This window comes from Pseudomonas sp. FW507-12TSA, assembly GCF_058781435.1.
The window spans coordinates 1-26,478 of record NZ_JBYSWT010000026.1; the positions used below are offsets into that span (position 1 = coordinate 1).

A 26,478-nucleotide genomic window follows, 5' to 3' on the forward strand; every position below is an offset into this window, starting at 1 on the left:
GGGGCGGGAGGTGGTGGGGTGGCGCAGCCGGCCAGGAGGGCCAGGGCAGCGACGGCGAGAAGTTTCAGGCGCATGGGATGCTCCGCTCAGGGACGTTGGTTGCTGGCCATGTTCTGGCCGACGTTGTTCGGGATGACGTGGGCGGCCAGGCCGCTGCTGAACACCTGGTTGCCGACCACGCGCAGGGCGATCACCTGGTAGCGCTGGTCGACCTTGACCAGCACCTGGGTGCCGCCCAGGGCGCTGGGCAGGCTGAGCCTGTGCTCGCCCTGCTTGAGGCGCAGGCGTGTCACCTGGGTGGCGTCCGGCAGGGTGCGCCAGGTGCGGGTGTCGGCGCCTTCGGTGATGGCCGAGGCCAGGCCCACGGCGAGGCCGGCCAGGGGGTTGGCCTCGTTCAGGTTCTTTTGCGCGACGCCACGGGTCACGGCGCGCACGGTGGTGCGCAGGATGATGCCCGGCATGTCGTCGCGCAGGGCGCGGCGGGACATGGCAGTGGTGCTGTTGAGCAGGGTCAGGTCCTGCTGCCGGCCGTCGATGCCGATCTGGGCGAAGGCCTGGGTCGAGGTGTCGGCCTTGATCACCGGGAACGACAGCGGGGTGATCACCAGCTTGTCGTGGATCGGGATGGGCAAGGGGATGCGTACCGAGTCACGGGCCGGGGCCAGGCCGCTCTGCACCACGATCAGCACTTCGCTTTCATCCGCTGCCAGGGCCGCTGGCGCCGGTGGGCGGACCGGGGCCTTGGCCGCGACCTTGCGTTTGTTCTTGCCCGAGGCCTTGGCCGGAGCCTCGACCTGTACCGGTTCCACCGGGGCGTCCAGGTTCAGCAGGGCCTGTTCCAGCAGCGGTGTGTTGGGACGCAACTCGGCGGCCTTGCGGTAACCGGGGGCCGCCAGGTCCTTCTCGCCCAGGGCCTCGTAGACGAAGCCCGCCAGGTAGTGGCTGAAGGCGCTCTGGTAGCTGTTCTTCAGGTTGGTCACTTCCGGGGCGTCGAGGGCGGCCACCGGGTAGCCCTGGAGGTCCTTGTACTGGGTCTTGATTCCTTGCTTCTCGGCTTCGTCCTCGCGCTTGAGGTATTCCTTGTCCCGCAGTTCGGCGATCACCGCCTCGCGTTCGTGGGTCTTCTTGATCGCCATGCGGGCGCCGTCGAAGTCGTTGCTGGCCAGCAGGTTCATGGCCATCTGGGTGGTCAGCATGACCTTTTCGTAGTCGTAGCCTTCGTAGCGGCGGACCTTGTCGTTGATCAGGAAACTACCGAACTGGGCCAGGTATTTCTCGCTGTCGAACTTGACCGAGTCTTCCCAGTTGCCCACCACTTGGTCGGCGTGGCCCCAGGCTGCCTGGCTGCCGGCCAGGTCGCCCTTGGCGCGCAGCAGTTCACCTTTTTCGAAGTAATAGAGCAGGTCCTTGTCTCCACCCTGGTTGTTCTTTTCCAGCAGGGTCAGGGCGGCATCGAGGTTGCCGGCGCGAAGCTGCTGGTTGGTTTCCTGGAGTTCGCTGTCGTAGCTGCGAAAGACCGAACAGCCGGCAAGCAGGGTGATTGCGCCGAGCGCAACCGTGGTGAGGGCGCGGGATGCCATGGGTACTTCTTCTTCCCTGAATGAAACAGCCTGGCTGCGGGTCGGGCTGGACGAACCCTCTGGCAGGAAAGCTGGACACCTGCCAATTCCTCATTAAAAAAGGAGCTTGAATAGCGATTCGCGATAACGAGGGCGCGGCATTATAGACATCGGACCTGGCGCTGTAATGGCTTTTTAATGTTGTTTTGATCGGTGATTGCCAGTATCGGACAATGACTTGCGGAGATCTTCGACGCGCAGTTGCGGGCTGTTGCGGCAGGCAGTGCAGAGGAAACATGAGCTTGCCGGTGCTGAAACGCTTGCTCGGCAATAGATGCCGACAATGTGCGTTAACCCGATTAATACCTGTGCCGGTGCCATCGGCCTGGCCGCGAGGCTACGCAAGAAACAGCAGAGGAGGAACCGCAGGGCTAGTGCTTGCGGGCTGAAGATGTTTCAGAGGGCCGATAAACCTTGAGTGAAACCGATTGGAAGGGAACAATATGTTACTTCGTATTTCCCTTTGAGAATCATTCATGACTGCCCCTTCCCGTTTACTGGCGCTGCTGGTACTGCCGGTACTGGTGTTCTGCAGCTCCAATCTCCTGGCCGATACCGTCGATGGCGCGCCCAAGGCCTTGCATTTGCTGGACTACATCGGCGCGGACTACCCGGCCACGGTGGCGGACGGCAAGGTCATCGATGAGTCCGAGTACCGTGAGCAGGTGGAGTTTCTTGGGGTCTTGCAGGGGTTGATCGCCGACTTGCCGGCCAAGCCGGAGAAGGCCGAGCTGGAGCAGGACATCGCCAGCTTGCGCAAGGCGGTCGCCGACCGTGTGGATGGCGGCCAGGTAGCGCATCAGGCACGGCAGATGGGCGCTCGGCTGGCGGTGGCCTACGAGGTCAGCCAGGCCCCGGTCATCACCCCGGATCCTTCCCGTGGAGCGCCGTTGTACGCCCAGCACTGTTCGGTATGCCATGGCCAGCAAGGGGCCGGTGACGGCCCGGCGGGCCTGGGCATGACGCCGCCGCCGGCCAACCTGCGGGATTCCGAGCGCCTGGATCGCCTGAGCCTGTACGCCATCTACAACACCTTGGGACTGGGAGTGGAGGGCACCGACATGCCGTCCTTCGCCGATCAGCTGGATGACCGCCAGCGTTGGGACCTGGCGACCTACATTGCCGGCTTCAGCGCCGATCCGGCAGCGGCCAAGGGCGAGCAGGACTTCAATCTGGCGGACCTGGCCCGGCAGACCCCGGGGGAGGTCCTGGCCGCCCAGGGGCCACGGGCCGCGGCGACTTTCCGGGCCCAGCGGGCCCAGCCACCGCAGGTCAAGCGCGGTCCGGGGCAATTGCTGGACTACACCGCGTCGACCCTGGACAAGAGCCTCGCGGCCTATCGCAACGGCGATCGTGAGCAGGCCTACGATCTTTCGGTGGCAGCCTACCTGGAAGGGTTCGAGCTGGTGGAAAGCTCCCTGGACAACGTCGACACCGCTGTGCGCAAGGACACCGAGAAAGCCCTGATGGCCTACCGTCAGTCGCTGCAGGATGGGCTGGCGGTGGAACAGGCCGAGCAGCGCCTGGACGCAGCCAAGGCCAAGCTCAAGGAGTCCGCGGAACGGCTGGGCGGCGACAGCCTGAGCTGGTCCCTGAGCTTCATCTCCGGCTTGCTGATCCTGCTGCGCGAGGGCCTGGAAGCCATCCTGGTGCTGGCGGCGATCCTCGCCTTCCTGCGCAACACCGGCCAGCAGTCGGCGGTACGCAGCGTCAACGTCGGCTGGGGCCTGGCCCTGTTGGCCGGCCTGGGAACCTGGGCCCTGGCGGCCTATGTGATCGATGTCAGCGGTTCCCAGCGCGAGTTGCTGGAAGGCGCCACCGCGCTGTTCGCCAGCGTGATGGTGTTGTGGCTCGGGGTATGGATGCACGACCGCCGGCACGCGGCGGCCTGGCAGGACTACATCAAGAGCAGCCTGGTGGGCGGCGGCGGTCGCTTCGGGTTCGCCGTGCTGGCGTTCTTCTCGGTTTACCGCGAGCTGTTCGAAGTGATCCTGTTCTACGAAACCCTGTGGCTGCAGGCCGGTCCAGCCGGACACAACGCGGTGCTGGCCGGTGGCGGCACCGCCCTGGTGCTGCTGGTGGGTCTGGCCTGGGTGATCCTGCGGGGTTCGGCCAAGCTGCCTCTGGCGCTGTTCTTCAGCATCAACGCCGCATTGCTGTGCGCCTTGTCGGTGGTTTTCGCCGGCCATGGCGTCAAGGCACTGCAGGAAGCGGGGATCTTCGGTACCCGGCCGGTGCCGTTCTTCGACTTCGACTGGCTGGGCATCCATGCCGACGCCTACTCGCTGGGGGCCCAGGCCATGGCGATCGTGGCGATCGCGGTACTCTACAGCCGCAGCCGGATGAGCGAGAAGCGCCGCCTGCAGGCCTCCTGAACCGAGGCCTGACCCTCGCGGGCAAGTCGCTCCTACAGCGGCTTGCCCGTTTTGCATTGTGTAAGGAGAAGATTCGATGCGTGTCTGGATCGATGCCGACGCTTGTCCCAAGGCCGCCAAGGAACAAGTGGTGCGCTTTGCTCTCAAGCGCCAGTTCGAGGTACTGCTGGTGGCGGGGCAGCCGCAGATCAAGCCGCCGTTCGCCTGCGTCAAGCTCATCGTGGTGCCCAGTGGCCCGGATGCCGCGGACGACTACCTGGTGGAGCACGCGGTGCCCGGCGAGCTGGTGATCTGCAGCGACGTGCCCTTGGCCGACCGATTGGTGAAAAAGGGCGTGGCGGCCCTCGACCCACGGGGCAAGGAGTTCGATGCGCAGAACATGGGCGAGCGCCTGGCGGTACGCAACCTGTTCACCGACTTGCGGGAGCAGGGCCAGGTCAGCGGCGGGCAAGCGCCCTATGGGGATCGGGAGAAGCAGGCGTTCGCCAATGCCCTGGACCGGATCCTGACCAGGCTGGCGCGCCAGGGCTGATGCGGCGGGGGAGCACGCGCTCCCCGGCCGTTGGCGTAGTTGTTACTGCTGGCCTTCGTGGGTCAGCTCCAGTACTCGGTCCACCAGCTTGTTGATGCCGGCGGCGGCCTGGCTGATGGACTGCGCCAGCATGTAGGCCGGAGTGGTCACCAGCTTGCGTGCCTTGTCCTCGATGATCTCGTCCACCGCGCACTCGGCATGGTTGGCGCCCATCTTGCCCAGGGCTGCGGCGGTGTCGGCATCGTTGCCGATGGTGCATGTCACGCCGGGGCCATAGATCTTCGCGGCCATGGCCGGGGCGATGCACATCAGGCCCACCGGCTTGCCGGCTTCGGCGAAGGCTTCGGCCAGGGCCAGGACATCGGCCTGGACCGAGCAGGCCGCGCCTTCGGTGGCGAAGCTGGAGAGGTTCTTGGCGGCGCCGAAGCCCCCGGGAACGATCAGCGCGTCGAAGTCCTCGACCTTGGCCTCGCGCAGGTCCTTGACCTCGCCGCGGGCGATGCGCGCCGATTCCACCAGGACGTTGCGGGTCTCGGGCATGGTGTCCCCGGTCAGGTGGTTGAGCACGTGCATCTGCGGGATGTCCGGGGCGAAGCACTGCACCTGGGCACCACGCTGGTCGAGGCGCAGCAGGGTGATCACGCTTTCATGGATCTCGGCGCCGTCGAAGACTCCGCAACCGGAAAGGATCACTGCAACTTTTTTGCTCATGGGGTTTCTCCAGGTTCATCACGCTAAATGTCCGGCAGTTTGTCATCAGTCGCCGCAGAGGGATATCACGATCGGGCCGGGATTTTTCCGGGCGCGTCGAGCCGCGGCCATACCGTCTTGGAAAGCCGTTGGGTGCGCGAGTTCAGGAGTTCGAGGAGTAGGGGTTCGAGGAGTCGAGAGTCGCGGCGCCCATGTCCAGGCGCCGCGTAGGGGCCGCTTACTCGGCCGGCTTGTTGTGCTGCTCGGCTTGTTCGGCTTCGTAGATCTGCTTGGCCAGGCGGGCATTCTTGAAACGCCGCCGCAGCCACAGGCAGAAGCCCAGGACCAGCAGGGCGCCCAGGACCCACAGCTCGTACTTCTTGATGCTGCCGAGCATGCCTTCCATGACGGCGCCGAAGTGGAAGGCTGCCTGCGCCAGGGCTACCGCCCAGATCGCCGCGCCAATGCCGTTGAGCAGCAGGTAGCGTCCCGGCGGATAGCCGGACAGGCCAATGGCCACCGGCATCACGGTACGCAGGCCATAGACGAAGCGGAAGCTCAACACCCAGATGTCCGGGTGCTTGCGGATGTGCTCCAGTGCCCGATCGCCCATCATCTGCCAGCGCGGCCTGCGCGCCAGCAACTTGCGGCCATGCTTGCGCCCCAGGAAGTACCACAGTTGGTCACCGGCATAGCTGCCGAAGAAGGCAACCACCATCACCAGGTTGATATCCATGTATCCACGGAACGCGAGAAACCCGGCTAGAACCAGAATGGTCTCGCCTTCGAAGAACGTGCCGAGAAAGAGGGCGAAGTAGCCGAAATCCTGAAGAAATTGTTGGAGCATTGTCTGGATGCTGGCGAAATGAACGCGCAGCCTACCCCTTCGACGGCGTTGGGGAAAGTATCGAAATGTGTCTCGACGTGAACATTTCCCCTCAATGACAATGTGTGTTGCTGTCGGTCAACAGCTTGAGCATAACTGTCATCTGTTCGTCATAATGCCCGCTTATAACTGTCACGCTCGCCCGCCAGCGCGGGCCATGGAGTCCGTCGTGAGCTTTACTCCCGCCAATCGTCTGTTTCCGGCCACTCGTCTGCGGCGTAACCGTCGCGATGACTTTTCCCGACGTCTGGTGCGCGAGAATCGCTTGAGCGTGGACGACCTGATCCTGCCGGTGTTCGTGCTCGACGGCGAGAATCGCCGTGAGGCGGTGGCCTCGATGCCGGGCGTCGAGCGCCTGAGCGTCGACCTGCTGCTGGAAGAGGCGGCGCACTGGGTCGAGCTGGGGATTCCCGCCCTGGCCCTGTTCCCGGTGACGCCCGGGGAACTCAAGTCCCTGGACGCTGCCGAAGCCTGGAACCCGGCTGGCATCGCCCAGCGTGCCACCCGTGCCTTGCGCGAACGCTTCCCGCACCTCGGGGTGATCACCGACGTCGCCCTGGACCCGTTCACCACCCACGGCCAGGACGGCATTCTCGACGCACAGGGCTACGTGCAGAACGACGTCACGGTCGATGCCCTGGTGCGCCAGGCCCTGTCCCACGCCGAAGCCGGAGCCCAGGTGGTGGCACCCTCGGACATGATGGACGGTCGCGTCCAGGCGATCCGCGAAGCGCTGGAGCTGGCGGGTCATGTCAACGTGCGGATCATGGCCTATTCGGCCAAGTACGCCAGCGCCTACTACGGGCCGTTCCGCGATGCGGTGGGGTCGGCGCTGAACCTGGGCAAGGCCGATAAGGCCTCGTACCAGATGGACCCGGCCAATGCCGAGGAAGCCCTGCATGAAGTGGCGGCGGACCTGGCCGAAGGCGCGGACATGGTCATGGTCAAGCCGGGGATGCCTTACCTGGACATCCTCTGGCGGGTCAAGGACGCCTTCAAGGTGCCGACCTTCGTCTATCAGGTCAGCGGCGAGTACGCCATGCACATGGCGGCGATCCAGAATGGATGGTTGGCCGAGGGGGTCGTTCTCGAGTCCCTGACTGCTTTTAAACGTGCAGGTGCCGATGGCATCCTGACTTACTTTGCCGTTCGTGCTGCTCAATTGTTACGAGAGCAAAAATAGCCCTCCCAGGAACACGCGATGAATACCGAAGGACTCACAGAAGTTGCCGTAAAAGAAGCCCAGCCAGTGGTCGAGCAAGTAGCCGAGACCCCGCCGGAGCTGGAGCCCGTTCCCGCGGCCCCGGCCACCGAGGCGCAACCGGTACCGGCCATCGTCATCCCCAACCTGGACGACAGCAGCCTGTACATCCACCGCGAGCTGTCGCAACTGCAGTTCAACATCCGCGTGCTGGAGCAGGCGCTGGACGAGTCCTATCCACTGCTGGAGCGCCTGAAGTTCCTGCTGATCTTCTCCAGCAACCTGGACGAGTTCTTCGAGATCCGGGTCGCCGGCCTGAAGAAGCAGATCACCTTCGCCCGTGAACAGGCTGGCGCCGACGGCCTGCAACCGCACCAGGCGCTGGCACGCATCAGCGACCTGGTGCACGGTCATGTGGATCGCCAGTACGCGATCCTCAACGACATCCTGTTGCCGGAGCTGGAGAAGCACCAGATCCGCTTCATCCGCCGTCGCTACTGGACCGCCAAGCTCAAGACCTGGGTCCGTCGCTACTTTCGCGACGAGATCGCGCCGATCATCACCCCCATCGGCCTGGATCCGACGCACCCCTTCCCGCTACTGGTGAACAAGAGCCTGAACTTCATCGTCGAGCTGGAAGGCATCGACGCCTTCGGCCGCGACTCGGGCCTTGCGATCATCCCGGCCCCGCGCCTGTTGCCGCGGATCATCCGGGTGCCGGAAGAGGTGGGTGGTCCTGGCGACAACTATGTGTTCCTGTCGTCGATGATCCATGCCCATGCCGATGACCTGTTCCAGGGCATGAAGGTAAAAGGCTGCTATCAGTTCCGCCTGACTCGAAACGCCGACCTGGCACTGGATTCCGAGGACGTCGAGGACCTGGCCCGTGCCCTGCGCGGCGAGCTGTTCTCCCGCCGTTACGGCGACGCGGTGCGCCTGGAAGTGGCCGATACCTGCCCCAAGCACCTGTCGGACTACCTGCTCAAGCAGTTCAACCTGCATGAGACCGAGCTCTACCAGGTCAATGGTCCGGTGAACCTCACGCGCCTGTTCAGCATCACTGGCCTGGACAGCCATCCGGAGCTGCAGCACCCGCCGTTCACCCCGCAGATTCCCAAGTTGCTGCAGAACAGCGAGAACATCTTCAGCGTCGTTAGCAAGCAGGACATCCTGCTGCTGCATCCCTTCGAGTCCTTCACCCCGGTGATCGACCTGCTGCGCCAGGCCGCCAAGGATCCCCACGTGCTGGCGGTGCGCCAGACCCTGTACCGCTCCGGGGCCAACTCGGAGATCGTCGACGCCCTGGTGGATGCGGCGCGTAACGGCAAGGAGGTCACGGCGGTGATCGAACTGCGCGCGCGCTTCGACGAAGAGTCCAACCTGCAGATGGCCAGCCGCCTGCAAGCGGCCGGCGCGGTGGTGATCTACGGCGTGGTGGGCTTCAAGACCCACGCCAAGATGATGCTGATCCTGCGGCGCGAGCAGGGCGAGATCGTGCGTTATGCGCACCTGGGCACGGGTAACTACCATGCGGCCAACGCCCGCCTGTACACCGACTACAGCCTGCTGACTTCCGACGATGCGCTGTGCGAGGACGTCGGCAAGCTGTTCAGCCAGCTGATCGGCATGGGCAAGACCCTGCGCATGAAGAAGCTCTTGCATGCGCCGTTCACCCTGAAGAAGGGCATGCTCGACATGATCGCCCGGGAGACCCAGTTCGCCCTGGACGGCAAGCCGGCGCACATCATCGCCAAGTTCAACTCGCTGACCGATCCGAAGATCATCCGCGCGCTGTACAAGGCCAGCCAGTCCGGCGTGCGCATCGACCTGGTGGTGCGTGGCATGTGCTGCCTGCGTCCGGGGATCGCCGGGGTGTCGCACAACATCCACGTGCGCTCGATCATCGGGCGCTTCCTGGAGCACACCCGGGTGTTCTACTTCCTCAACGGCGGCGAAGAGCAGATGTTCCTGTCCAGCGCCGACTGGATGGAGCGCAACCTCGACAAGCGGGTCGAGACCTGCTTCCCGGTGGAGGGCAAGAAGCTGATCCTGCGGGTCAAGAAGGAGCTGGAGAGTTATCTCACCGATAACACCCACAGCTGGAGCCTGCAGTCCGACGGGCGCTATGTGCGCAACACGCCGACCGGCAACCAGAACCCGCGTAGCGCCCAGGCTACCTTGCTGGAGCGCCTTGGCAGCCCGGTCTTGCCGGTGCGCTAGGTTCAGCCGGCGCCAATGAAAAAGGCCAGCCCGAGTGATCGGGCTGGCCTTTTTGTTTGACCGGAGCTGGGCTCAGCTGACGTTGAGTACGATGCCGACCCGGGTCAGCCACTCGGCCTCGAGGGCGAAGTCCGCCTGGGTCAGCTGGTTTTCATCCAGCCAGTTGGCCGGGAACTGCACGTCCAGCTGGTCGCCGTTGGCGCTGAGCTGCACCTGGGGCATCTGCTGGGTACCGCGGATATGGTGGAACAGGATGGCGAAGCGCAGCAGCACGCACAGACGGATCAGCTTGATGCCGTCGTCGCCGAACTCGGCGAACTTCTCCCTGGGAATATTGCGGCGGTGACCGCGTACCAGCAGGGCCAGCATTTGCTGGTCCTCACGGGAGAAGCCAGCCAGGTCCGAGTGTTCGATCAGGTAGGCGCCGTGCTTGTGGTAGTGATAGTGGGCGATATCCAGGCCCACTTCATGCACCTTGGCGGCCCAGCCCAGCAGCTCGCGCCAGATGCCGTCTTCCAGGTCCCAGTCGGCCGCGACCTGGTCGAAGGAGCGCAGGGCCTTGCCTTCGACCCGCGAAGCCTGTTCCAGGTCCACGTGGTAGCGCTCCATCAGCGAGCCCAAGGTGCGCTCGCGGACGTCTTCATGGTGATGACGGCCCAGCAGGTCGTAGAGCACACCTTCGCGCAGGGCGCCTTCGCAGTGATCCATGCGCTGCAATTCCAGGGCATCGAAGATCGCCTCGAGGATCGCCAGGCCAGCAGGGAAGATGGCCCGGCGGTCGGGCTTGATGCCTTCGAAGTCGATCTTGTCGACGTCGCCGAGCTTGAACAGCTTGCGCTTGAGCCAGGCCAGGCCTTCGACGTTGATCTCGCCGCTGCCCTGGCCGCCGGCCTTGAGGGCCAGGCCGATGGCGCGAATGGTGCCGGAGGAGCCGATGGCTTCATCCCAGGTCAGGCGATGCAGCGCATGTTCGATGCTCATGATTTCCAGGCGTGCGGCGGTGTAGGCCTGGGCGTAGCGGGCCGGGGTGATCTTGCCGTCGCGGAAATAGCGTTGGGTGAAGCTCACGCAGCCCATCTGCAGGCTTTCGCGCAGCAGGGGCTCGAAGCGCTGGCCAATGATGAACTCGGTACTGCCGCCGCCGATGTCGGCCACCAGGCGCTTGCCGGGGGTGTCGGCGAGGGTATGGGAAACCCCGAGGTAGATCAGGCGCGCTTCTTCACGTCCGGAGATGACTTCCACCGGGTGGCCTAGGATCTCTTCGGCCCGGCGAATGAACTCGCCACGGTTGCGAGCCTCGCGCAGGGCGTTGGTGCCTACGATGCGCACGGTGCCCTGGGGCATGCCGTTGATCAGCTGGGCGAAACGCTTGAGGCAGTCGAGCCCGCGTTGCATGGATTCTTCGTTGAGCTGGCGTTCTTCATTGATGCCGGCGGCCAATTGAACCTTTTCACCCAATCGCTCGAGAATGCGGATTTCACCGTTCCGGGCCTTGGCCACGACCATGTGAAAGCTGTTGGAGCCCAGATCGATCGCGGCGATCAAGGACAGATTCTTGGCTTGGGATTGGGGCATGGCTGGGGTCTCGGTCGATAACCTCGCCATCCTGCCACGATCAACGGCTCGCGCCAACGCGCAGTGGCCAATGCGTTGATGCATCGCATCAAACCTTGCGCCAGCCAGCATTCCCAGATGTGCCATGAGGGACTTGAGAGCGCTGGTGCTACCGCTCATCCGGTCGATATTCGTGCGCAGGATTGCCCGAAGGGCGCCTGGACCGCGTGGAAAGGCACATGTAGCGGCCTCGACGACATTAATAGGAGATGCCGCACGAAGTTGTCCCGGCTTTTATAGGCATCGGTGGAATTCTCGCTTTGCGCCGGGCTGAGCTATACCCAAACTCAAGGGGCACCATAGTGAGAGTCAATCACCTGCGGCTTCCTGAACGCAGGAAGGGCAGATATGATGGGCCACGTTTTTTTGCTTACAACCTGGAGAATTCCATGAGCAGCGATCTCATCAAACACGTCAGCGACGCCAGCTTCGAGACCGATGTACTCAAGGCCGAAGGCGCTGTACTGGTCGACTACTGGGCTGAGTGGTGCGGCCCATGCAAAATGATCGCTCCGGTTCTGGACGAAATTGCCGAGACCTACAAGGGCAAGCTCACCGTTGCCAAACTGAACATCGACGAGAACCAGGAAACCCCGGCCAAGCATGGCGTACGTGGTATCCCGACCCTGATGCTGTTCAAGAACGGTAACGTTGAAGCCACCAAGGTCGGTGCGCTGTCGAAGTCGCAACTGGCGGCTTTCCTCGACGCGAACATCTGAACCTCGGTTTCAGCATGTTAGAAAAGGCCCCGCAAAATGCGGGGCTTTTTCGTAATTGAGGGCTAGACGCTCCGAAACTCAGGTGTTACATTCGGCCCCGCACTGGTTTCTCCAGTGCCCCCTGCAAGCCGTCGCCGACGCTCTCCTTCGAATAAGTACGCGATCCTGTCGCCTTCTCCGCGGCGCGGCCTCATTAAGCCAAAAGCTTAATTTCCCCCTCTATAAATGATTACGTCATTCCTATATGAATCTGACTGAACTCAAGCAAAAGCCGATTACCGAACTGCTCGAATTGGCCGAACAGATGGGCATAGAAAATATGGCCCGTTCGCGCAAGCAGGACGTGATTTTCTCCCTGCTGAAAAAGCACGCGAAAAGCGGTGAGGAAATCTCCGGTGATGGCGTGCTGGAGATCCTCCAGGACGGCTTCGGCTTCCTTCGCTCCTCCGATGCCTCCTACCTGGCCGGGCCGGACGATATCTACGTGTCGCCAAGCCAGATCCGTCGCTTCAACTTGCGCACCGGTGACACCATCGTTGGCAAGATCCGCCCTCCGAAGGAAGGCGAGCGTTACTTCGCGCTGCTCAAGGTCGATACCATCAACTACGACCGTCCCGAGAACGCCAAGAACAAGATCCTGTTCGAGAACTTGACCCCGCTGTTCCCCAACGATCGCCTGAAGATGGAAGCCGGCAACGGTTCCACCGAAGACCTCACCGGCCGTGTCATCGACCTGTGCGCCCCGATCGGCAAGGGCCAGCGTGGCCTGATCGTCGCTCCGCCGAAAGCGGGTAAAACGATCATGCTGCAGAACATTGCGGCCAACATCACCCGCAACAACCCCGAGTGCCACCTAATCGTCCTGCTGATCGACGAACGTCCGGAAGAAGTGACCGAGATGCAGCGCACCGTGCGTGGCGAAGTGGTCGCCTCCACCTTCGACGAGCCGCCAACCCGCCACGTGCAAGTGGCCGAGATGGTGATCGAGAAGGCCAAGCGCCTGGTCGAGCACAAGAAGGACGTGGTGATCCTGCTGGACTCCATCACCCGCCTGGCCCGTGCCTACAACACCGTGATCCCGAGCTCCGGCAAGGTCCTGACCGGTGGTGTCGATGCCCACGCCCTGGAGAAACCCAAGCGTTTCTTCGGCGCCGCGCGGAACATCGAGGAAGGCGGCTCGCTGACCATCATCGCTACCGCGCTGGTCGAGACCGGCTCGAAGATGGACGAAGTGATCTACGAAGAGTTCAAGGGTACCGGCAACATGGAACTGCCCCTGGACCGTCGTATCGCCGAGAAGCGCGTATTCCCGGCCATCAACATCAACAAGTCCGGTACCCGCCGCGAAGAGCTGCTGACGGCCGACGACGAGCTGCAGCGCATGTGGATCCTGCGCAAGCTGCTGCATCCGATGGATGAAGTCGCCGCCATCGAGTTCCTGGTCGACAAGCTGAAGCAGACCAAGACCAACGATGAATTCTTCCTGTCGATGAAACGCAAGTAACATCAGCAGGTCGAGCGAAAGCCGGGGCAACCCGGCTTTTTGCTGTCTGCACTTTGGCCATTGCGGCCTGAACGGCGCTACACTCTGCACCCCGACCGATACGGCCAACACGAGGCTCTTGCATGCAGTATCGCGATTTGCGCGACTTCATTCGTGGCCTGGAACAGCGCGGTGAACTCAAGCGCATCCAGGTTCCCATCTCTCCTGTCCTGGAAATGACCGAAGTCTGCGACCGCACCCTGCGCGCCAAGGGCCCGGCGCTGCTGTTCGAAAAACCCACGGGTTTCGACATCCCGGTGCTGGGCAACCTGTTCGGCACCCCCGAGCGGGTGGCCATGGGCATGGGCGCCGAGTCCACCGACGAATTGCGCGAGATCGGCAAGCTGCTGGCCTTCCTCAAGGAACCCGAGCCGCCCAAGGGCCTGAAGGATGCCTGGTCCAAGCTGCCGATCTTCAAGAAGGTCGTGTCGATGGCGCCGAAGGTGGTCAAGGACGCGGTGTGCCAGGAAGTGATGGTCGAGGGCGACGATGTCGACCTTTCGCAGTTGCCGATCCAGCATTGCTGGCCGGGCGACGTGGCGCCGCTGATCACCTGGGGCCTGACGGTGACCCGCGGACCGAACAAGGACCGGCAAAACCTGGGCATCTATCGGCAACAGGTGATTGGGCGCAACAAGGTGATCATGCGCTGGTTGAGCCACCGTGGCGGCGCGCTGGATTATCGCGAGTGGTGCGAAAAGCACCCGGGCCAGCCATTTCCGGTTTCCGTGGCCCTGGGGGCCGACCCGGCCACCATCCTCGGAGCCGTGACCCCGGTGCCGGACACCCTGTCCGAATACGCCTTCGCCGGCCTGCTGCGGGGCAACCGCACCGAGCTGGTGAAGTGCCGGGGCAATGACCTGCAGGTCCCGGCCACCGCCGAGATCATCCTCGAGGGCGTGATCCATCCGGGCGAAATGGCCCCGGAAGGCCCCTATGGCGACCACACCGGCTACTACAACGAAGTGGACAGCTTCCCGGTGTTCACCGTGGAACGCATCACCCATCGCACCAAGCCGATCTACCACAGCACCTACACCGGGCGTCCGCCGGATGAGCCGGCGATCCTCGGCGTGGCGCTCAACGAAGTGTTCGTGCCGATCCTGCAGAAGCAATTCCCGGAGATCACCGACTTCTACCTGCCGCCCGAGGGCTGCTCGTACCGCATGGCGGTGGTGACCATGAAGAAGCAGTACCCGGGCCACGCCAAGCGCGTAATGCTCGGCGTGTGGTCGTTCCTGCGACAGTTCATGTACACCAAGTTCGTTATCGTCACCGACGACGATATCAACGCCAGGGACTGGAACGACGTGATCTGGGCCATCACCACGCGCATGGACCCCAAGCGCGACACGGTGATGATCGACAACACCCCGATCGACTACCTCGACTTCGCCTCGCCGGTATCCGGCCTGGGTTCGAAGATGGGGCTGGACGCCACTCACAAGTGGCCCGGAGAAACCACCAGAGAGTGGGGACGGGTCATCGTCAAGGATGAGGCGGTCACCCGCCGGATCGATGCCATCTGGAATCAATTAGGAATAGATTGATGCGTGTAACCTTGCAGCCCTCCGGAGCGGTGCTAGAGACACTGCCCGGCGAGCGTATTCTCGATGCGGCGAGGCGCCTGGGCTATGACTGCCCCCAGAGCTGCCGCAATGGCAACTGTCACGTCTGTGCTGCCCTGTTGGTGGAAGGCAGCGTGCGGCAGGCCGGCGATGTGCGTGACCACGGCGAGTTCTACACTTGTATCGCGGAGCCGCTGCAAGACTGCATCGTGTTGTGGGACGGCGTCCTTGCGCTGGGAGAGTTGCCGGTGCGCAGCCTGTCGTGTCAGCTCGTTGAATGCCTGGAAGTCGGCGGTGATGTCTGGCGGGTCCGGCTGCGGGCGCCGGCGGGCAAGCCGCCGCGCTACCACGCCGGCCAATATTTGCTGCTGGAGCGGGACAACGGCGAGAAGTCGGCGTTTTCCCTGGCATCGGCGCCTCACTGCGGGCGTGACCTGGAGCTGCATGTGCTGGCCCGGGAAAACAGCGCGCAAAGCCTGATGGAACAACTGCAGCGCAACGGCATGGCCCGGGTCGAGTTGCCGTTTGGCGACACCCACCTGGCCGAGCTGCCCGATGGTCCGCTGGTGCTGATCGCCGCTGGCACCGGCATGGCGCAGATGCACAGCTTGATCGAGCATTGCCGGGCCAAGGGTTTCAAGCACCCGGTGCACCTGTATTGGGGTGTACGCCGGCCCGAGGACTTCTACCAGCTGGAGCACTGGGACCAGTGGCAGCAACTGCCCAATCTCTACCTGCACAAGGTGGTCAGCGACCTGTGTGGCTGGGAAGGGCGCTGCGGCATGCTGCATGAGGCCGTGAGCGAGGACATCGACGACCTGTCGTCGGTGCATGTCTATGCCAGCGGTTCGCCGGCGATGATCTACGCCACCCTCGACGCCCTGGTGAACGCCGGCATGGACGCCCACCAGATGCGTGCGGATGTGTTCGCCTACGCTCCGCGGTCCTGATCCTGCCGCCCCTGTACCGCGCGTTATAACTTGCTATATAGCCCATCGATATTTATCTAATTTGATAAATATCGGTAGGTTATATACCTGTCCTTCAAGTTAAGTAGCCTTGGTTATTGTTACTTACCTTGCCTTGTAACTTATGTGTCTTGTAGTTACTGCCGGGCGTTCTATTAAGTAACTTCTTTCTCGCGGGGAGCTGAACGCTATTCGCCATGACCGCCCTTGAATCCAGCTACCTGAACCTGGCTTACCCTCCGCGTCTCGATCTCGGGCCGCAGCTGACCCACGAACAACTTCGCAGCTCCATGCAAGCCACCATGGCCCGCCATCAGGGCGGGCCGGTCTGGTTGTTCGCCTACGGTTCGCTGATCTGGCGTCCGGAGTGCTCGGCGGTCGAACGGGTACGCGGGCGGGTACATGGTTATCACCGGGGCCTGTATTTGTGGTCCCACGAGCACCGGGGGACGCCCGAGCTACCGGGCCTGGTCTTCGGCCTGGACCGTGGCGGCTCCTGCAGCGGTTTCGCCTACCGATTGTCGGAAGAGTGCCTGGAAGATTCGTTGTATGCGCTGTGGCTGCGGGAAATGCCTTATCCCTCCTACCGTCCGCACTGGCTCAACTGCCGCCTCGAAGACGGCAACCAGGTCCAGGCGCTGGGGTTCGTATTGGAGCGGCACCTGCCCAGCTACGCCGGCAACCTGCCGGACCACGTGCTGAACCAGGTGTTCGAAAGCGCCTGCGGGCGCTACGGCACCACCCGCGACTATGTCGAGCAGACGGTCCACGCCCTGCGCAGCCACGCCATGCCGGATCGCAATCTGGAGGCGCGGCTCAAGCGTTGCAAGGCCTGCTGAGGGCGTAGCTCTTGGCGGCTCAGCGCACCTGCACCACCACCTTGCCCACGGCCTTGCGCTGGCCGAGGTCGTCGATGGCCCGGGCCGTCTCGGCCAGGGGATAGACTTGCGACACCAAGGGCTTGAGCTTGCCTTCGGCGTGCCAGGCGAACAGTTGCTGGAAGTTCGCCGCATTGTCCTGGGGTTGGCGCTGGGCGAAGGAGCCCCAGAACACGCCTACCACCGCAGCACCCTTGAGCAGGGCCAGGTTCACCGGCAGCTCGGGGATGCGCCCGCTGGCGAATCCCACCACCAGCAGCCGGCCGTTCCAGGCGATGGAACGGACGGCCTGGTCGAACAGGTCGCCGCCCACCGGGTCGTAGATCACATCGGCGCCATTGCCGCCTGTCAGGCGCTTGATCTCGTCCTTGAGGCTGGCCTCGCTGTAGTTGATCAATTCGTCGGCACCGGCGGCCTTGGCCACGGCGAGTTTCTCGGCGCTGCTGGCGGCGGCGATCACCCGGGCCCCCATGGCCTTGCCGATCTCCACCGCTGCCAGGCCCACGCCACCTGAAGCGCCGAGCACCAGCAGGGTTTCGCCGGGCTGCAGGTTGCCCCGTTGCTTGAGGGCATGCATCGAGGTGCCGTAGGTCATGCTGAAGGCCGCGGCGGTGTTGAAGTCCATGGCCTGGGGAATCGGCAGCACGTTATAGCCGGGCACCGCCACCTGTTCGGCGAAGCTGCCCCAGCCGGTCAGGGCCATGACCCGGTCGCCGGCCTTCAGATGGCTGACCTTCTCGCCCACTGCACTGACCACGCCGGCCGCCTCACCACCCGGAGAGAAGGGGAACGGTGGCTTGAACTGGTACTTGCCCTCGATGATCAGGGTGTCCGGGAAGTTGACCCCGGCGGCATGCACGTCCAGCAGGATCTCGTTCTTCTTCGGCACAGGGCTTGCGACCTCTTCCAGCACCAGCGTTTCGGCAGGGCCGAAGACTTTGCACAGCACGGCTTTCATCAGGGCTATTCCTTTGGGAGTGGTGGCCGATAAGTGTAGGAGTGTGAACCAGGTGGTCAACGAGCATGCCCGGCCCTGATAACCAGCCATAAGCTTGTGCTTGGGCTCAGGCTGGCGGGCCTTTATGCTAGGCCGCAAACCGGATTAAGGAGCGAATTGTGAAAGCGTGGATCATGTTGCTGCTGGCCCTCTCCCTGCCTGTGGCAGCGATGGCCGAAGAGGCTAAAGAAGGCGAAGCGCCGAAAGTCAGCTACATCAGCCTGACCCCGCCCTTCGTGGGCAACTACGGCCTGGATGGCGGCCCCAAGCTCAAGGTCTACAAGGCCGACGTGGCCCTGCGGGTGACCGGCGACCCGGCGGCCCAGGCGGTCAAGGCCAATGAGCCGCTGATCCGCAACCAGCTGGTGGCGCTGTTCGCCCAGCAGACCGCCGAGACCATGAACAATGTCGAGGCCAAGGAAAAACTGCGCCAGGAAGCCCTCAAGCAGGTGCAACAGGTGATGAACGACGAGACCGGCAAGCCGGTGGTCGAGGACCTGCTGTTCAATAACCTGATCATCCAGTAATGCTGGATCCGTAGGAGCGAGGCTTGCCCGCGATAGCGATATCGCGACCCCCGCCAGATTCCAGCCTTGCGGCTGATCGCGAGCAAGCTTCGCTCCTGCATATCGGCGTCCCGAGGCAACCTCAGGACGCCAGGCTCTTGCGAAACCGCGCCAGGGCGATGGCGAAGAACGCCAGGCCGATCCCGCCCAGGGCCAGCAGGTCGGGCCAGACCACGCTGACGCCGGCGTCGCGGAACAGGATCGCCGCGCTCAAGCTGACGAAATGCGTCGATGGCGAACCCTGCATCACCCATTGCAACCACTGCGGCATGCTGTCCAGCGGTGTACTGCCGCCGGATAACAACAGCATCGGAATGATCACCGGGATCGCCAGCAGGCCGAACTGCGGGGTCGAGCGGGCCAAAGTGGCGAGGAAGATGCCCAGGGCCGTGCTGGCGAACAGATAGAGCGCGGTGACCATCAGGAACAAGCCCAGGGAGCCGGCCAGCGGCACGCCCAGCAACCCCTTGACGACCACTTCCAGCGATATCCAGGTGCACAGCACCACCACCAGCATGTTGCTCCAGATTTTCGCCAGCATGATCTCCAGGGCTGTGAGCGGCAGCACCAGCAAGTGATCGAGAGTACCGTGCTCGCGTTCGCGCAGCAGCGCGGTGCCGGTGAGCACGATGGCCAGGATGGTGATGTTGTTGACGATCTGGATCACCGCCAGGAACCAGCCGCCCTGCAGGTTGGTGTTGAACAGCGCGCGGGTGGTCAGCAGGGCCGGGGCCTTGGCGGGTGTGTCTCCCTGGCCGGCGTAGTCGAGCAGCTCGCGCTGGAAGATCCGGCCGATGTAGCCCGCCCCCATGAAGGCCTGGCTCATGGCGGTGGCGTCGACGTTGACCTGTACCGCCGGCTGGCGCCCGGCCAGCAGGTCGTTCTGGAAGTTGGCCGGGACGTTGATCACGAAGGTGTACTGGCCGCTGTCCAGCACTGCGTCCAGCCGGTCGTAGGGCAGGGTTGCCGGGGCCTGGAATTCCGGCGGTTGCAGGGACTCCCCCAGCAGGCGCGACAGGGCGCTGTGGTCCTCGTCCACCAGGGCCACGCTGGCGTTGTGCACGCCGATCACCGAGCCGGCGGCTGGCAGGTAGATGGCCACGGTGAAGGCGTACATCAGGAACAGCAACAGTACGCTGTCATGGCGCAGGCTGGTGAGTTCCTTGAGGCCCAGGCGCAGGATATGGGCAAGCCGGTTCATCAGACCTCCTGCTTTTTCAACATGACCAGGCTCAGCCCGGTGAAGCCGAGGAAGAACCCCACCAGTGCCAGGCACTGGGGCCAGAGTTCACGCACGTCCAGGGCCTTGGTGAAGGTACCGACCGCGATGTCGAGGAAGTAGCCCGCGGGGAACAGCTGGCCCATGATCGCCGCCGAACCGTCCAGGGACGAGCGCGGCACGATCAGCCCGGAGAACTGGATGGTCGGCAGGCTGGTGATGATCATGGTGCCCAGGATCGCCGCGATCTGGGTGCGGGTGAAGGCCGAGATCAGCAGGCCCATGCTGGTGGTGGCCAGCACGTACAGTACCCCGCCCAGGGCCAGGGTCAGGCCGCTGCCCTTGAACGGTACGCCGAACAGCCAGCGGTTCATGGCCACCAGCAGCCCCAGGTTGATCAGGCTGACGGCCAGATATGGCGCCTGCTTGCCCAGGAGGAACTCCAGACGCGTCAGTGGTGTGGCGTAGAAATTGGTGATCGAACCCAGCTCCTTCTCGCGGACGATGCCCAAGGCGGTGAGCATGGCCGGGATGAACGCCAGGATCAGCGCCATGACGCCGGGGCCGATGGCGTTCACGCTAACCACGTCCTGGTTGTAGCGGAAGCGGGTTTCCAGCTTGGCCGCAGGTCGTGAGTTGCGCGGCAGGCTGCTGTGTTCCGCCAGCAGTTCCAGGTTGCCCTGGTGCACCGCCTCGACATAGTTGCGGCTGGTCTCCGCGCGAAACGGCATGCCACCGTCGAGCCAGGCGGCGACCACGGGCTGGCGCCCGGCATAGAGGTCGCGGCCGAAGCCGGGAGGGATTTCCAGGGCCAGCTTGATCTCCGAGCGTTGCAAGCGTCGGTGCAGCTCGGCGGAGTTGCGGATCGTCGGTTTTTCCTCGAAGTAGCGTGAGCTGCGGAAGGCTTCCAGGTAGGCGCGGCTTTGCGGGGTCTGGTCCTGGTCGTAGACGGCGAAGGCCAGCTTCTCCACATCCAGGGAAATACCGTAGCCGAAGATCACCATCATGAAGATCGCTCCGAGCAGGGCGAACCCCAGGCGCACCCGGTCGCGCAGCAGTTCCTTGCCTTCGCGGGTGGCCACCGCCAGCAACCGCGCCAGGCTCAGGCCCGAGTGCACGGGGGCGCTGGCCGCAGCCGGGGCTGCTGGTTCCGGCTGGGCGGGAGGTGGAGTGTCCGGGGCGCCCTGGGCGTCTTCCAGGCAGCGCACGAAGGCCGCTTCCAGGGTCTCGCCGGCGTACTGGCGCTGCAGCGCCTCTGGGGTATCGCAGGCCAGTACCTTGCCGGCGTGCATCAGGGAAATACGGTCGCAGCGCTGGGCTTCGTTCATGAAGTGGGTGGACAGGAAGATGGTCACGCCCTGTTCCCGGGACAGCTCCACCAGCAGGCGCCAGAAATTGTCGCGGGCCGCCGGGTCCACCCCGGACGTGGGCTCGTCGAGGATCAGCACTTCCGGCCGGTGCAGCACCGCCACCGCCAGCGACAGGCGCTGGCGCAAACCCAGGGGCAGGGCGCCGGACTGCTGCTCGGCGATTGCGCCCAGGTCGAAGCGCTGGATCAGTTCCTCGATGCGCGGGCCGCTCTGGTCCTTGGGCAAGTCGAACAGGCGGGCGTGCAGCTCCAGGTTCTGGCGCACGCTGAGCTCGCCGTACAGCGAGAAGCTCTGGGACATGAAGCCGACCCGCTTGCGGGTGGCCAGGTCCTTGGCATTCACCGGGTTGCCCAGCAGCTTGGCGCTGCCCTCGGTGGCCGGCATCAGCCCGGTGAGAACCTTCATGGTGGTGGTCTTGCCGCAGCCGTTGGAGCCCAGGAAGCCGAAGATCTCCCCGCGGCCGATGGCGAAGCTGACCTTGTTCACGGCGGTGAAGTCGCCGAAGCGCAGGATCAGTTCATGGGCCTCGATGGCGATGTCCTGGTTGGCGCTGGAGCGGGGCGGGATCACCAGCGGCGGATTGTCCTGGCCGCCGTCGCCCTGGAAGTGGGTGAAGGCGTCGTCCAGCTTGCCGCTGGCGGTGACCTTGGCCAGCTCCTGGCTCAGGCCCTGGGCGATCAACCGGCCGCGATCGAGCATCAGGCAATGCTCGAACTGCTCGGCTTCCTCCATGTAGGCGGTGGCCACCAGCAGCGTCAGCTGTGGTCGTTGCTGGCGCACGTTCTCCACCAGTTCCCAGAAGCGTCGGCGCGAGAGCGGGTCGACGCCAGTGGTCGGTTCGTCGAGGATCAAAAGGTCCGGCTCGTGGATCAGTGCGCAACACAGGCCGAGCTTCTGTTTCATCCCGCCTGACAGCTTGCCGGCCGGGCGCTCGGCGAAGCGCAGCAGGTCGGTGGCCAGCAGCAGGCTGTGCATGCGCTGCGCGCATTCCTTGGCGGGCAGGCCGAACAGGGTGGCGAAGAAGCGGATGTTCTCGCTGATGGACAGCTCGGGGTACAGGTTGCCGCCCAGGCCCTGGGGCATGAAGGCGATGCGCGGATAGAGGCTGCTGCGGTGGCGCCGCTGGGTGATGTCGCCCCCGAGTACCTGGAGCTGGCCCTGCTGGAGTTTCTTGACCCCGGCGATCAGCCCCAGCAGGCTCGACTTGCCGGCGCCGTCCGGACCGATCAGGCCGCAACGGGTACCGGCCGGCAGGCTGAAGGCTATATCGACCAGGGCCTGTTGCGGACCATAGCGATGAGCGATGCCGGTCGCTTGCAGCGCCAGGCCGCTCATTGCAGGTTAGCCGGCCAGTCCACGGGGGCGGTGCGCACGTAACCGGCACCGGGCATGCCCGGCTTGGCTTGTGGCACGGCGGCGGGTTGGGTCAGGCGCACCTTGACCCGGAACACCAGTTTCTGGCGTTCGTCGCGGGTCTCCACTTCCTTGGGGGTGAACTGGGACTTGGCCGCGACGAAGTTGATCTTCGCCGGTAGTGGCTGGTTGGGCAGGCCGTCGAGCAGCAGGCGTGCTTCATCGCCCACGGTCAGGCGCCCGGCGACGGAGGCGGGCAGGTAGAGGTTCATGTACTGGTCGTTGGGATCGATCAGCAAGAGCACCCGGCCACCCGCGCCCAGGACCTCGCCAGGTTCGGCCAGGCGCAGTTGAATGATGCCGTCGATGGGCGCGCGCAGGCTGCTGTCGTCGATTTCGCTGATGAGCTGGGCCACCTGGGCCTGGGCGGCGCCGATGGCGGCCTTGACCGAGGCGACCTGGGCCTGGGCCGCCAGCACTGCCGCGTTGCCGGTGCTCAGGCGGGCTTGCTGCTGATCGATGATCTGCTGGCTGGCGAAGCCGCGACGGAACAGTTCCTGGGAGCGCTTGAGTTCCTGGTTGGCCAGTAGCAGTTCGCTCTGGCGCAGTTGCACATTGGCTTCGGCGGCAGAGAGGTTTTCCCGGGCCCTGGCCACTTCGGCCTCGGCCTGGGCGCGCTGGGCTTCCAGGGTCCGGGTATCCATGCGTGCCAGCAGTTGGCCCTGGAGCACCTTGTCGCCCTCATGGACTCGCACTTCGGCCAGGCGCCCCGGGATCTTGCTGGCGATCTGCACCTCGGTGGCCTCCAGGCGGCCGTTGCCCATGCTCAAGCCTTCGGGCAGGCGGTCCTGGAGGGACTTCCAGTAGCCGAAACCACCGGCAGCGAGCAATAGGATCAAGAGGGAAACAGCGAAAACACGGGAGGAACGGCGGTTCTTCGACATGGGGTCTGCGTCCTGCGGCTATAGCGTCCTAGTCTGACGAACCTCAAGCCTGGGCCGCTTGATGCTCGTCAAATGTAAAGGGCGCTAGCCTAACCTCAATGGTTGCAGGCTGCATGAGGGACGTGACAAAAAACCGGCAACGCTGCCATGGCTTGCATGGCCATGGCGTGCGCGGGGATCAGCGCAGCGCGAGCACCGCCGCCCACTGCTCGGCGGTTACGGGCATCACCGAGAGGCGGCTGCCTTTGTGCACCAGGGGCATCTCGGCAAGGGCTGCCTGCTGCTTGAGGTAGTCCAGGCGCAGGACCTTGCCGAAGGTCTGCACATGGGCCACGTCGATGGCGTTCCAGGCGTTCTTCTCGGCGCTGGACTTGGGATCGAAATAGACGCTGTCCGGCTCCAGGGCGGTGGGGTCCGGGTAGGCAGCCTTGACGATCCGGCCAATCCCGGCGATGCCCGGCTCGGGGCAGCTGGAATGGTAGAAGAAGAACTCGTCGCCCTCGGCCATGGCCCGCAGGAAGTTGCGTGCCTGGTAGTTGCGCACGCCATCCCAGCGCGCCTGGCCGAGTGCCTGCAGGCCTTCGATGGAGAGCTCGTCCGGCTCGGATTTCATCAGCCAATAGGCCATGTGCTTGCCCTCCGACAAGGTGGGTGAACGGGTGATCTGGCAATTTTATGACAAACCGACGGTCGGTTGACGCCAGCATTTGCGTGTCGGTTCACGTTATCGCAAAATGCCGGGATTTTAAGCTTGACGCTGCCGCATGGCTTGTTATGGATGCCGTGCCGCCAGCGTGTGTGATTTGCCTGAGGGGGGGCAATCGATGAAACGCCAACCGGATTTGCTATGGATTTTGGTTATTTTGTTCGGTTTGGGCGTTGTGACCACCGGTTATGCACAGAGCCTATGGGCCAGCAAGACCGATGCTCCGGTCGAGATCGCACAACAGCAGCAACCTCTCAAGCGCTGAGTCAGCGTCGATAGAATGCGGCGCCTAGCGGGCGCCGTACCATCCCCGATCGGTCACCGTGCCCTGCAGCGGCACATCCCAGCTGGCCTGATCCAGTTTTCCGACTTTCTGGCATTCATGGGCCAGCCCCAGCAGCTTCGGCTTGCGCCATGTTTTCCGGCGCGCCAGATAGGCCAGGCTGCGGTCGTAGAATCCACCGCCCATCCCCAGGCGTCCTCCCTCTTCATCGAACCCCACCAACGGCAACAGCACCAGGTCCAGGGCCCAGACCTTGCGCTGGCGGGCGACATTGATTTTGGGTTCGAGAATGCGAAAGCGATTGGGCCGCAGCTGCTCGCCCGGACGAATGCGCTGGAAGACCATCTTGGTACGTGGCCAGGCGCTGAGGACCGGCAGGTAGGTGGCCTTGCCCCGGCGCTGGGCGGCGCGCAACAGCAGGCGCGGGTCGATTTCACCGTCGGTGGGTAGGTACAGCGATAGATGTCGCGCACGGCGAAATACCGGATCCTGCGCCAACTGTCGATACAAGCCACGGGCGGCCTGGCGCTGCTGGGCGGGTGTCAGGGCGCGACGGGCTTTGCGCAGCATGCGGCGAAGTTGCGGGCGGGAGGGCGGCGCAGGTGCGGTCATGGAGGAGGCTTTGCAAGTCGGGATGGCAGGACAGCCTACCCGGAAAAACCAATGCCAGCATGGATAACTGGCATTGATCGATAATTCAGGCTCCCCAGGCGAACCGCTGTCGACTTAGCCCTTGAACCCGAGAGTTCAAGGCGGGAGATGCAGCAGGCTTTAAGGCTTTCCGTCTAGCGGACATGCACACCAGCCCAACGTGCAACTTCCAGGGTAGTGCAAATCGGCTCAGGGACATCGCCAACTGGCAAGCACCCCAGGGAGTGGCGGGAGTATAACGCAACCGCTGTCAGGAATCAGCCTTGCTTGCGTCCGATTCTGTCGCCAGGACCAGGTCGACCCGCTCCAGCAGGTCGCGTACCTGTTCGCGGGTGGTCGTGCTGGCCTGCACGTCCGGGCGCTCCTGGCGATGCAGCAGGTCGTGGGTGATGTTCAGGGCGGCCATGACTGCGATTCGGTCGGCGCCGATGACCTTGCCGCTGCTGCGGATCTCGCGCATCTTGCCGTCCAGGTAGCGGGCGGCGCTCACCAGATTGCTGCGTTCTTCCTGGGGGCAGATGATCGAATATTCTTTGTCGAGGATCTGCACGGTAACGCTATTGCTTGAACTCATGAGTCTTGCTCCAGGGCCTTGAGGCGCGAAATCATCGATTCGACCTTACGCCGGGCGATTTCGTTTTTTTCAATGAGGTGCGCGCGTTCCTCGCGCCAGGTCTTTTCCTGAGCTAGTAAGAGTGCGTTTTGACTCTTTAGTTGCTCGACCCGGGTAATCAGCAGTTCGAGTCTGGCCATCAGTGCGTGCAGGTCGGTGTCTTCCATTGTGTCCCACTGAATTTGATCTGATGAGTGGCAACTGGCAGTACAGCAGCCGGCGCATCCGGTGCTGTCCGCTCGGCGAACTGTCCGTCGCCCAAGGCCCCGCGCGCCGTTGTGACAGGGCGCAAGGCACAACGCGACGCTAGCAATGAGTGATGACACGCCCTACGATACAAGGCCTTCATTCTAGACATTGCGCCGCTTGGCGCCTAGCTGCCCATGCCCATTCAGAACTCCCCTTACGATGCCTTCGCCACCCTGCTCAGCAGCAGCGGCCATTCTGTTTCTCCCGCCGAACTGCACGGCCTGTTGCTGGGGCGCAGTTGCGCCGGCGCCGGCTTTGAAGTCGACGGCTGGCTGGTGGACGCTGCCGAGCTGCTCGAAGGCGAACCTCAGGAAAACGTACGCAACGCCTTGATCGGCCTGCAGGAAATGGTCAAGGGCGAGCTCACCAGCGACGACATGACCGTGGTCCTGCTGCTGCCCAGCGACGATGCTCCGCTGGCCCAGCGCGCCACCGCCCTTGGCCAGTGGTGCCAGGGTTTCCTCTCCGGTTTCGGCCTCAACTTCCGCGACAGCAGTGCCCTGAGCACCGAAGGTACGGAAGTGTTGCAGGACCTTGCAGCCATCGCCCAGGTCCAGGACGCGCTGGAAGAATCCGACGACGGTGAGAACGACTACATGGAAGTGATGGAGTACCTGCGGGTCGCGCCACTTCTGCTGTTCACCGAAACCAACAAGGCCGGCGCACCGGCTGCCAAGCCTTCTCTGCATTGACCTGACAGGGACCCGGGCCTGC

24 protein-coding genes, 1 other RNA gene and 1 pseudogene are annotated in these 26,478 nt (G+C 63.8%); 12 read left to right on the forward strand and 14 right to left on the reverse strand.

Annotated elements, in window-relative coordinates; genetic code table 11:
• Nucleotides 1-74 (reverse strand): annotated as a pseudogene (locus tag AC3WK8_RS22470) (YcfL family protein); the annotation flags it as partial.
• A 12-nt stretch (nucleotides 75-86) separates the two neighbouring features.
• Nucleotides 87-1,580 (reverse strand): COG3014 family protein, encoded by a 1,494-nt coding sequence (locus AC3WK8_RS22475; RefSeq protein ID WP_103325923.1) that lies wholly within the window; start codon nucleotides 1,578-1,580, stop codon nucleotides 87-89.
• A gap of 515 nt (nucleotides 1,581-2,095) precedes the next feature.
• On the opposite strand from AC3WK8_RS22475, the gene AC3WK8_RS22480 reads away from it, so the two are divergent.
• Complete coding sequence (locus tag AC3WK8_RS22480) at nucleotides 2,096-3,994, forward strand: FTR1 family protein (protein ID WP_103325922.1); 1,899 nt, start codon at nucleotides 2,096-2,098, stop codon at nucleotides 3,992-3,994.
• 76 nt (nucleotides 3,995-4,070) lie between these two features.
• The gene (locus AC3WK8_RS22485) at nucleotides 4,071-4,526 is read left to right on the forward strand and encodes a YaiI/YqxD family protein (RefSeq protein WP_022641771.1); all 456 of its coding nucleotides are present in this window, start codon (nucleotides 4,071-4,073) and stop codon (nucleotides 4,524-4,526) included.
• A 42-nt stretch (nucleotides 4,527-4,568) separates the two neighbouring features.
• On the opposite strand, the gene elbB is transcribed toward AC3WK8_RS22485, so the two are convergent.
• The gene (gene elbB, locus AC3WK8_RS22490) at nucleotides 4,569-5,237 is read right to left on the reverse strand and encodes an isoprenoid biosynthesis glyoxalase ElbB (protein ID WP_085594290.1); all 669 of its coding nucleotides are present in this window, start codon (nucleotides 5,235-5,237) and stop codon (nucleotides 4,569-4,571) included.
• A 217-nt stretch (nucleotides 5,238-5,454) separates the two neighbouring features.
• Nucleotides 5,455-6,063 (reverse strand): DedA family protein, encoded by a 609-nt coding sequence (locus AC3WK8_RS22495; protein ID WP_053133727.1) that lies wholly within the window; start codon nucleotides 6,061-6,063, stop codon nucleotides 5,455-5,457.
• A 208-nt stretch (nucleotides 6,064-6,271) separates the two neighbouring features.
• Between AC3WK8_RS22495 and hemB the strand changes: the two genes are divergently transcribed.
• Entirely contained in the window at nucleotides 6,272-7,285 is a 1,014-nt protein-coding gene (hemB, locus tag AC3WK8_RS22500) for a porphobilinogen synthase (RefSeq protein ID WP_103325921.1), read from the forward strand.
• Between the two features lie 18 nt (nucleotides 7,286-7,303).
• Nucleotides 7,304-9,523 carry a polyphosphate kinase 1 gene (gene ppk1 / locus AC3WK8_RS22505; protein WP_085594295.1) on the forward strand — a complete coding sequence of 740 codons (2,220 nt, stop codon included), beginning with the start codon at nucleotides 7,304-7,306 and terminating at the stop codon, nucleotides 9,521-9,523.
• Between the two features lie 72 nt (nucleotides 9,524-9,595).
• Here ppk1 and ppx read toward each other — a convergent pair whose 3' ends face one another.
• Nucleotides 9,596-11,098, reverse strand: coding sequence for an exopolyphosphatase (gene ppx, locus AC3WK8_RS22510; protein ID WP_085594297.1), 1,503 nt, complete (start codon nucleotides 11,096-11,098; stop codon nucleotides 9,596-9,598).
• Nucleotides 11,099-11,526: 428 nt separating this feature from the next.
• On the opposite strand from ppx, the gene trxA reads away from it, so the two are divergent.
• From trxA to AC3WK8_RS22535, 5 genes are all read left to right on the forward strand, one after another.
• Nucleotides 11,527-11,856 (forward strand): thioredoxin TrxA, encoded by a 330-nt coding sequence (gene trxA, locus AC3WK8_RS22515; protein WP_044465682.1) that lies wholly within the window; start codon nucleotides 11,527-11,529, stop codon nucleotides 11,854-11,856.
• Between the two features lie 244 nt (nucleotides 11,857-12,100).
• A complete protein-coding gene (gene rho, locus AC3WK8_RS22520; RefSeq protein ID WP_022641764.1) occupies nucleotides 12,101-13,360 on the forward strand; it encodes a transcription termination factor Rho in 1,260 nt (419 codons plus the stop codon).
• Nucleotides 13,361-13,482: 122 nt separating this feature from the next.
• A complete protein-coding gene (ubiD, locus tag AC3WK8_RS22525) occupies nucleotides 13,483-14,949 on the forward strand; it encodes a 4-hydroxy-3-polyprenylbenzoate decarboxylase (protein ID WP_103325920.1) in 1,467 nt (488 codons plus the stop codon).
• The gene (locus tag AC3WK8_RS22530; protein WP_085594301.1) at nucleotides 14,949-15,917 is read left to right on the forward strand and encodes a CDP-6-deoxy-delta-3,4-glucoseen reductase; all 969 of its coding nucleotides are present in this window, start codon (nucleotides 14,949-14,951) and stop codon (nucleotides 15,915-15,917) included. The genes ubiD and AC3WK8_RS22530 overlap by 1 nt, the downstream gene beginning before the upstream one ends.
• A 215-nt stretch (nucleotides 15,918-16,132) precedes the next feature.
• Complete coding sequence (locus AC3WK8_RS22535; protein ID WP_085594303.1) at nucleotides 16,133-16,774, forward strand: gamma-glutamylcyclotransferase; 642 nt, start codon at nucleotides 16,133-16,135, stop codon at nucleotides 16,772-16,774.
• Nucleotides 16,775-16,793: 19 nt separating this feature from the next.
• On the opposite strand, the gene AC3WK8_RS22540 is transcribed toward AC3WK8_RS22535, so the two are convergent.
• Nucleotides 16,794-17,771: an NADPH:quinone oxidoreductase family protein gene (locus AC3WK8_RS22540; RefSeq protein WP_103325919.1), complete on the reverse strand. Its 978-nt coding sequence runs from the start codon at nucleotides 17,769-17,771 to the stop codon at nucleotides 16,794-16,796.
• 158 nt (nucleotides 17,772-17,929) lie between these two features.
• Between AC3WK8_RS22540 and AC3WK8_RS22545 the strand changes: the two genes are divergently transcribed.
• Nucleotides 17,930-18,337, forward strand: coding sequence for a flagellar basal body-associated protein FliL (locus AC3WK8_RS22545; RefSeq protein WP_022641759.1), 408 nt, complete (start codon nucleotides 17,930-17,932; stop codon nucleotides 18,335-18,337).
• A 121-nt stretch (nucleotides 18,338-18,458) separates the two neighbouring features.
• Here the strand turns inward: AC3WK8_RS22545 and AC3WK8_RS22550 are convergent, their stop codons facing one another.
• The 4 genes from AC3WK8_RS22550 to AC3WK8_RS22565 all read right to left on the reverse strand — a co-directional run bounded on the left by AC3WK8_RS22550 (nucleotide 18,459) and on the right by AC3WK8_RS22565 (nucleotide 23,890).
• The gene (locus AC3WK8_RS22550) at nucleotides 18,459-19,577 is read right to left on the reverse strand and encodes an ABC transporter permease (protein WP_085594307.1); all 1,119 of its coding nucleotides are present in this window, start codon (nucleotides 19,575-19,577) and stop codon (nucleotides 18,459-18,461) included.
• The gene (gene rbbA / locus AC3WK8_RS22555) at nucleotides 19,577-22,300 is read right to left on the reverse strand and encodes a ribosome-associated ATPase/putative transporter RbbA (protein WP_103325918.1); all 2,724 of its coding nucleotides are present in this window, start codon (nucleotides 22,298-22,300) and stop codon (nucleotides 19,577-19,579) included. The genes AC3WK8_RS22550 and rbbA overlap by 1 nt, the downstream gene beginning before the upstream one ends.
• Nucleotides 22,297-23,262 carry an HlyD family secretion protein gene (locus AC3WK8_RS22560; protein ID WP_022641756.1) on the reverse strand — a complete coding sequence of 322 codons (966 nt, stop codon included), beginning with the start codon at nucleotides 23,260-23,262 and terminating at the stop codon, nucleotides 22,297-22,299. Before AC3WK8_RS22560 ends, rbbA begins: the two co-directional genes overlap by 4 nt.
• Before the next feature lie 178 nt (nucleotides 23,263-23,440).
• Complete coding sequence (locus tag AC3WK8_RS22565; RefSeq protein ID WP_103325917.1) at nucleotides 23,441-23,890, reverse strand: EVE domain-containing protein; 450 nt, start codon at nucleotides 23,888-23,890, stop codon at nucleotides 23,441-23,443.
• Between the two features lie 196 nt (nucleotides 23,891-24,086).
• Here AC3WK8_RS22565 and AC3WK8_RS22570 point away from each other — a divergent pair, with 196 nt between their 5' ends.
• On the forward strand, nucleotides 24,087-24,233 hold the full coding sequence (locus AC3WK8_RS22570; RefSeq protein WP_164485043.1) for a hypothetical protein: 147 nt from the start codon (nucleotides 24,087-24,089) through the stop codon (nucleotides 24,231-24,233).
• 24 nt (nucleotides 24,234-24,257) lie between these two features.
• On the opposite strand, the gene AC3WK8_RS22575 is transcribed toward AC3WK8_RS22570, so the two are convergent.
• The 4 genes from AC3WK8_RS22575 to AC3WK8_RS22590 form a co-directional block, all read right to left on the reverse strand.
• The gene (locus tag AC3WK8_RS22575) at nucleotides 24,258-24,863 is read right to left on the reverse strand and encodes a 5-formyltetrahydrofolate cyclo-ligase (protein WP_103325916.1); all 606 of its coding nucleotides are present in this window, start codon (nucleotides 24,861-24,863) and stop codon (nucleotides 24,258-24,260) included.
• Between the two features lie 87 nt (nucleotides 24,864-24,950).
• Nucleotides 24,951-25,129: non-coding RNA, 6S RNA (gene ssrS, locus AC3WK8_RS22580), on the reverse strand.
• A gap of 23 nt (nucleotides 25,130-25,152) precedes the next feature.
• Entirely contained in the window at nucleotides 25,153-25,476 is a 324-nt protein-coding gene (locus AC3WK8_RS22585; RefSeq protein ID WP_022641752.1) for a cell division protein ZapA, read from the reverse strand.
• The gene (locus AC3WK8_RS22590; protein WP_011064144.1) at nucleotides 25,473-25,682 is read right to left on the reverse strand and encodes a TIGR02449 family protein; all 210 of its coding nucleotides are present in this window, start codon (nucleotides 25,680-25,682) and stop codon (nucleotides 25,473-25,475) included. Before AC3WK8_RS22590 ends, AC3WK8_RS22585 begins: the two co-directional genes overlap by 4 nt.
• Before the next feature lie 216 nt (nucleotides 25,683-25,898).
• On the opposite strand from AC3WK8_RS22590, the gene AC3WK8_RS22595 reads away from it, so the two are divergent.
• The gene (locus tag AC3WK8_RS22595; RefSeq protein WP_022641750.1) at nucleotides 25,899-26,456 is read left to right on the forward strand and encodes a YecA/YgfB family protein; all 558 of its coding nucleotides are present in this window, start codon (nucleotides 25,899-25,901) and stop codon (nucleotides 26,454-26,456) included.
• The last annotated feature ends 22 nt before the right edge of the window (nucleotides 26,457-26,478 follow it).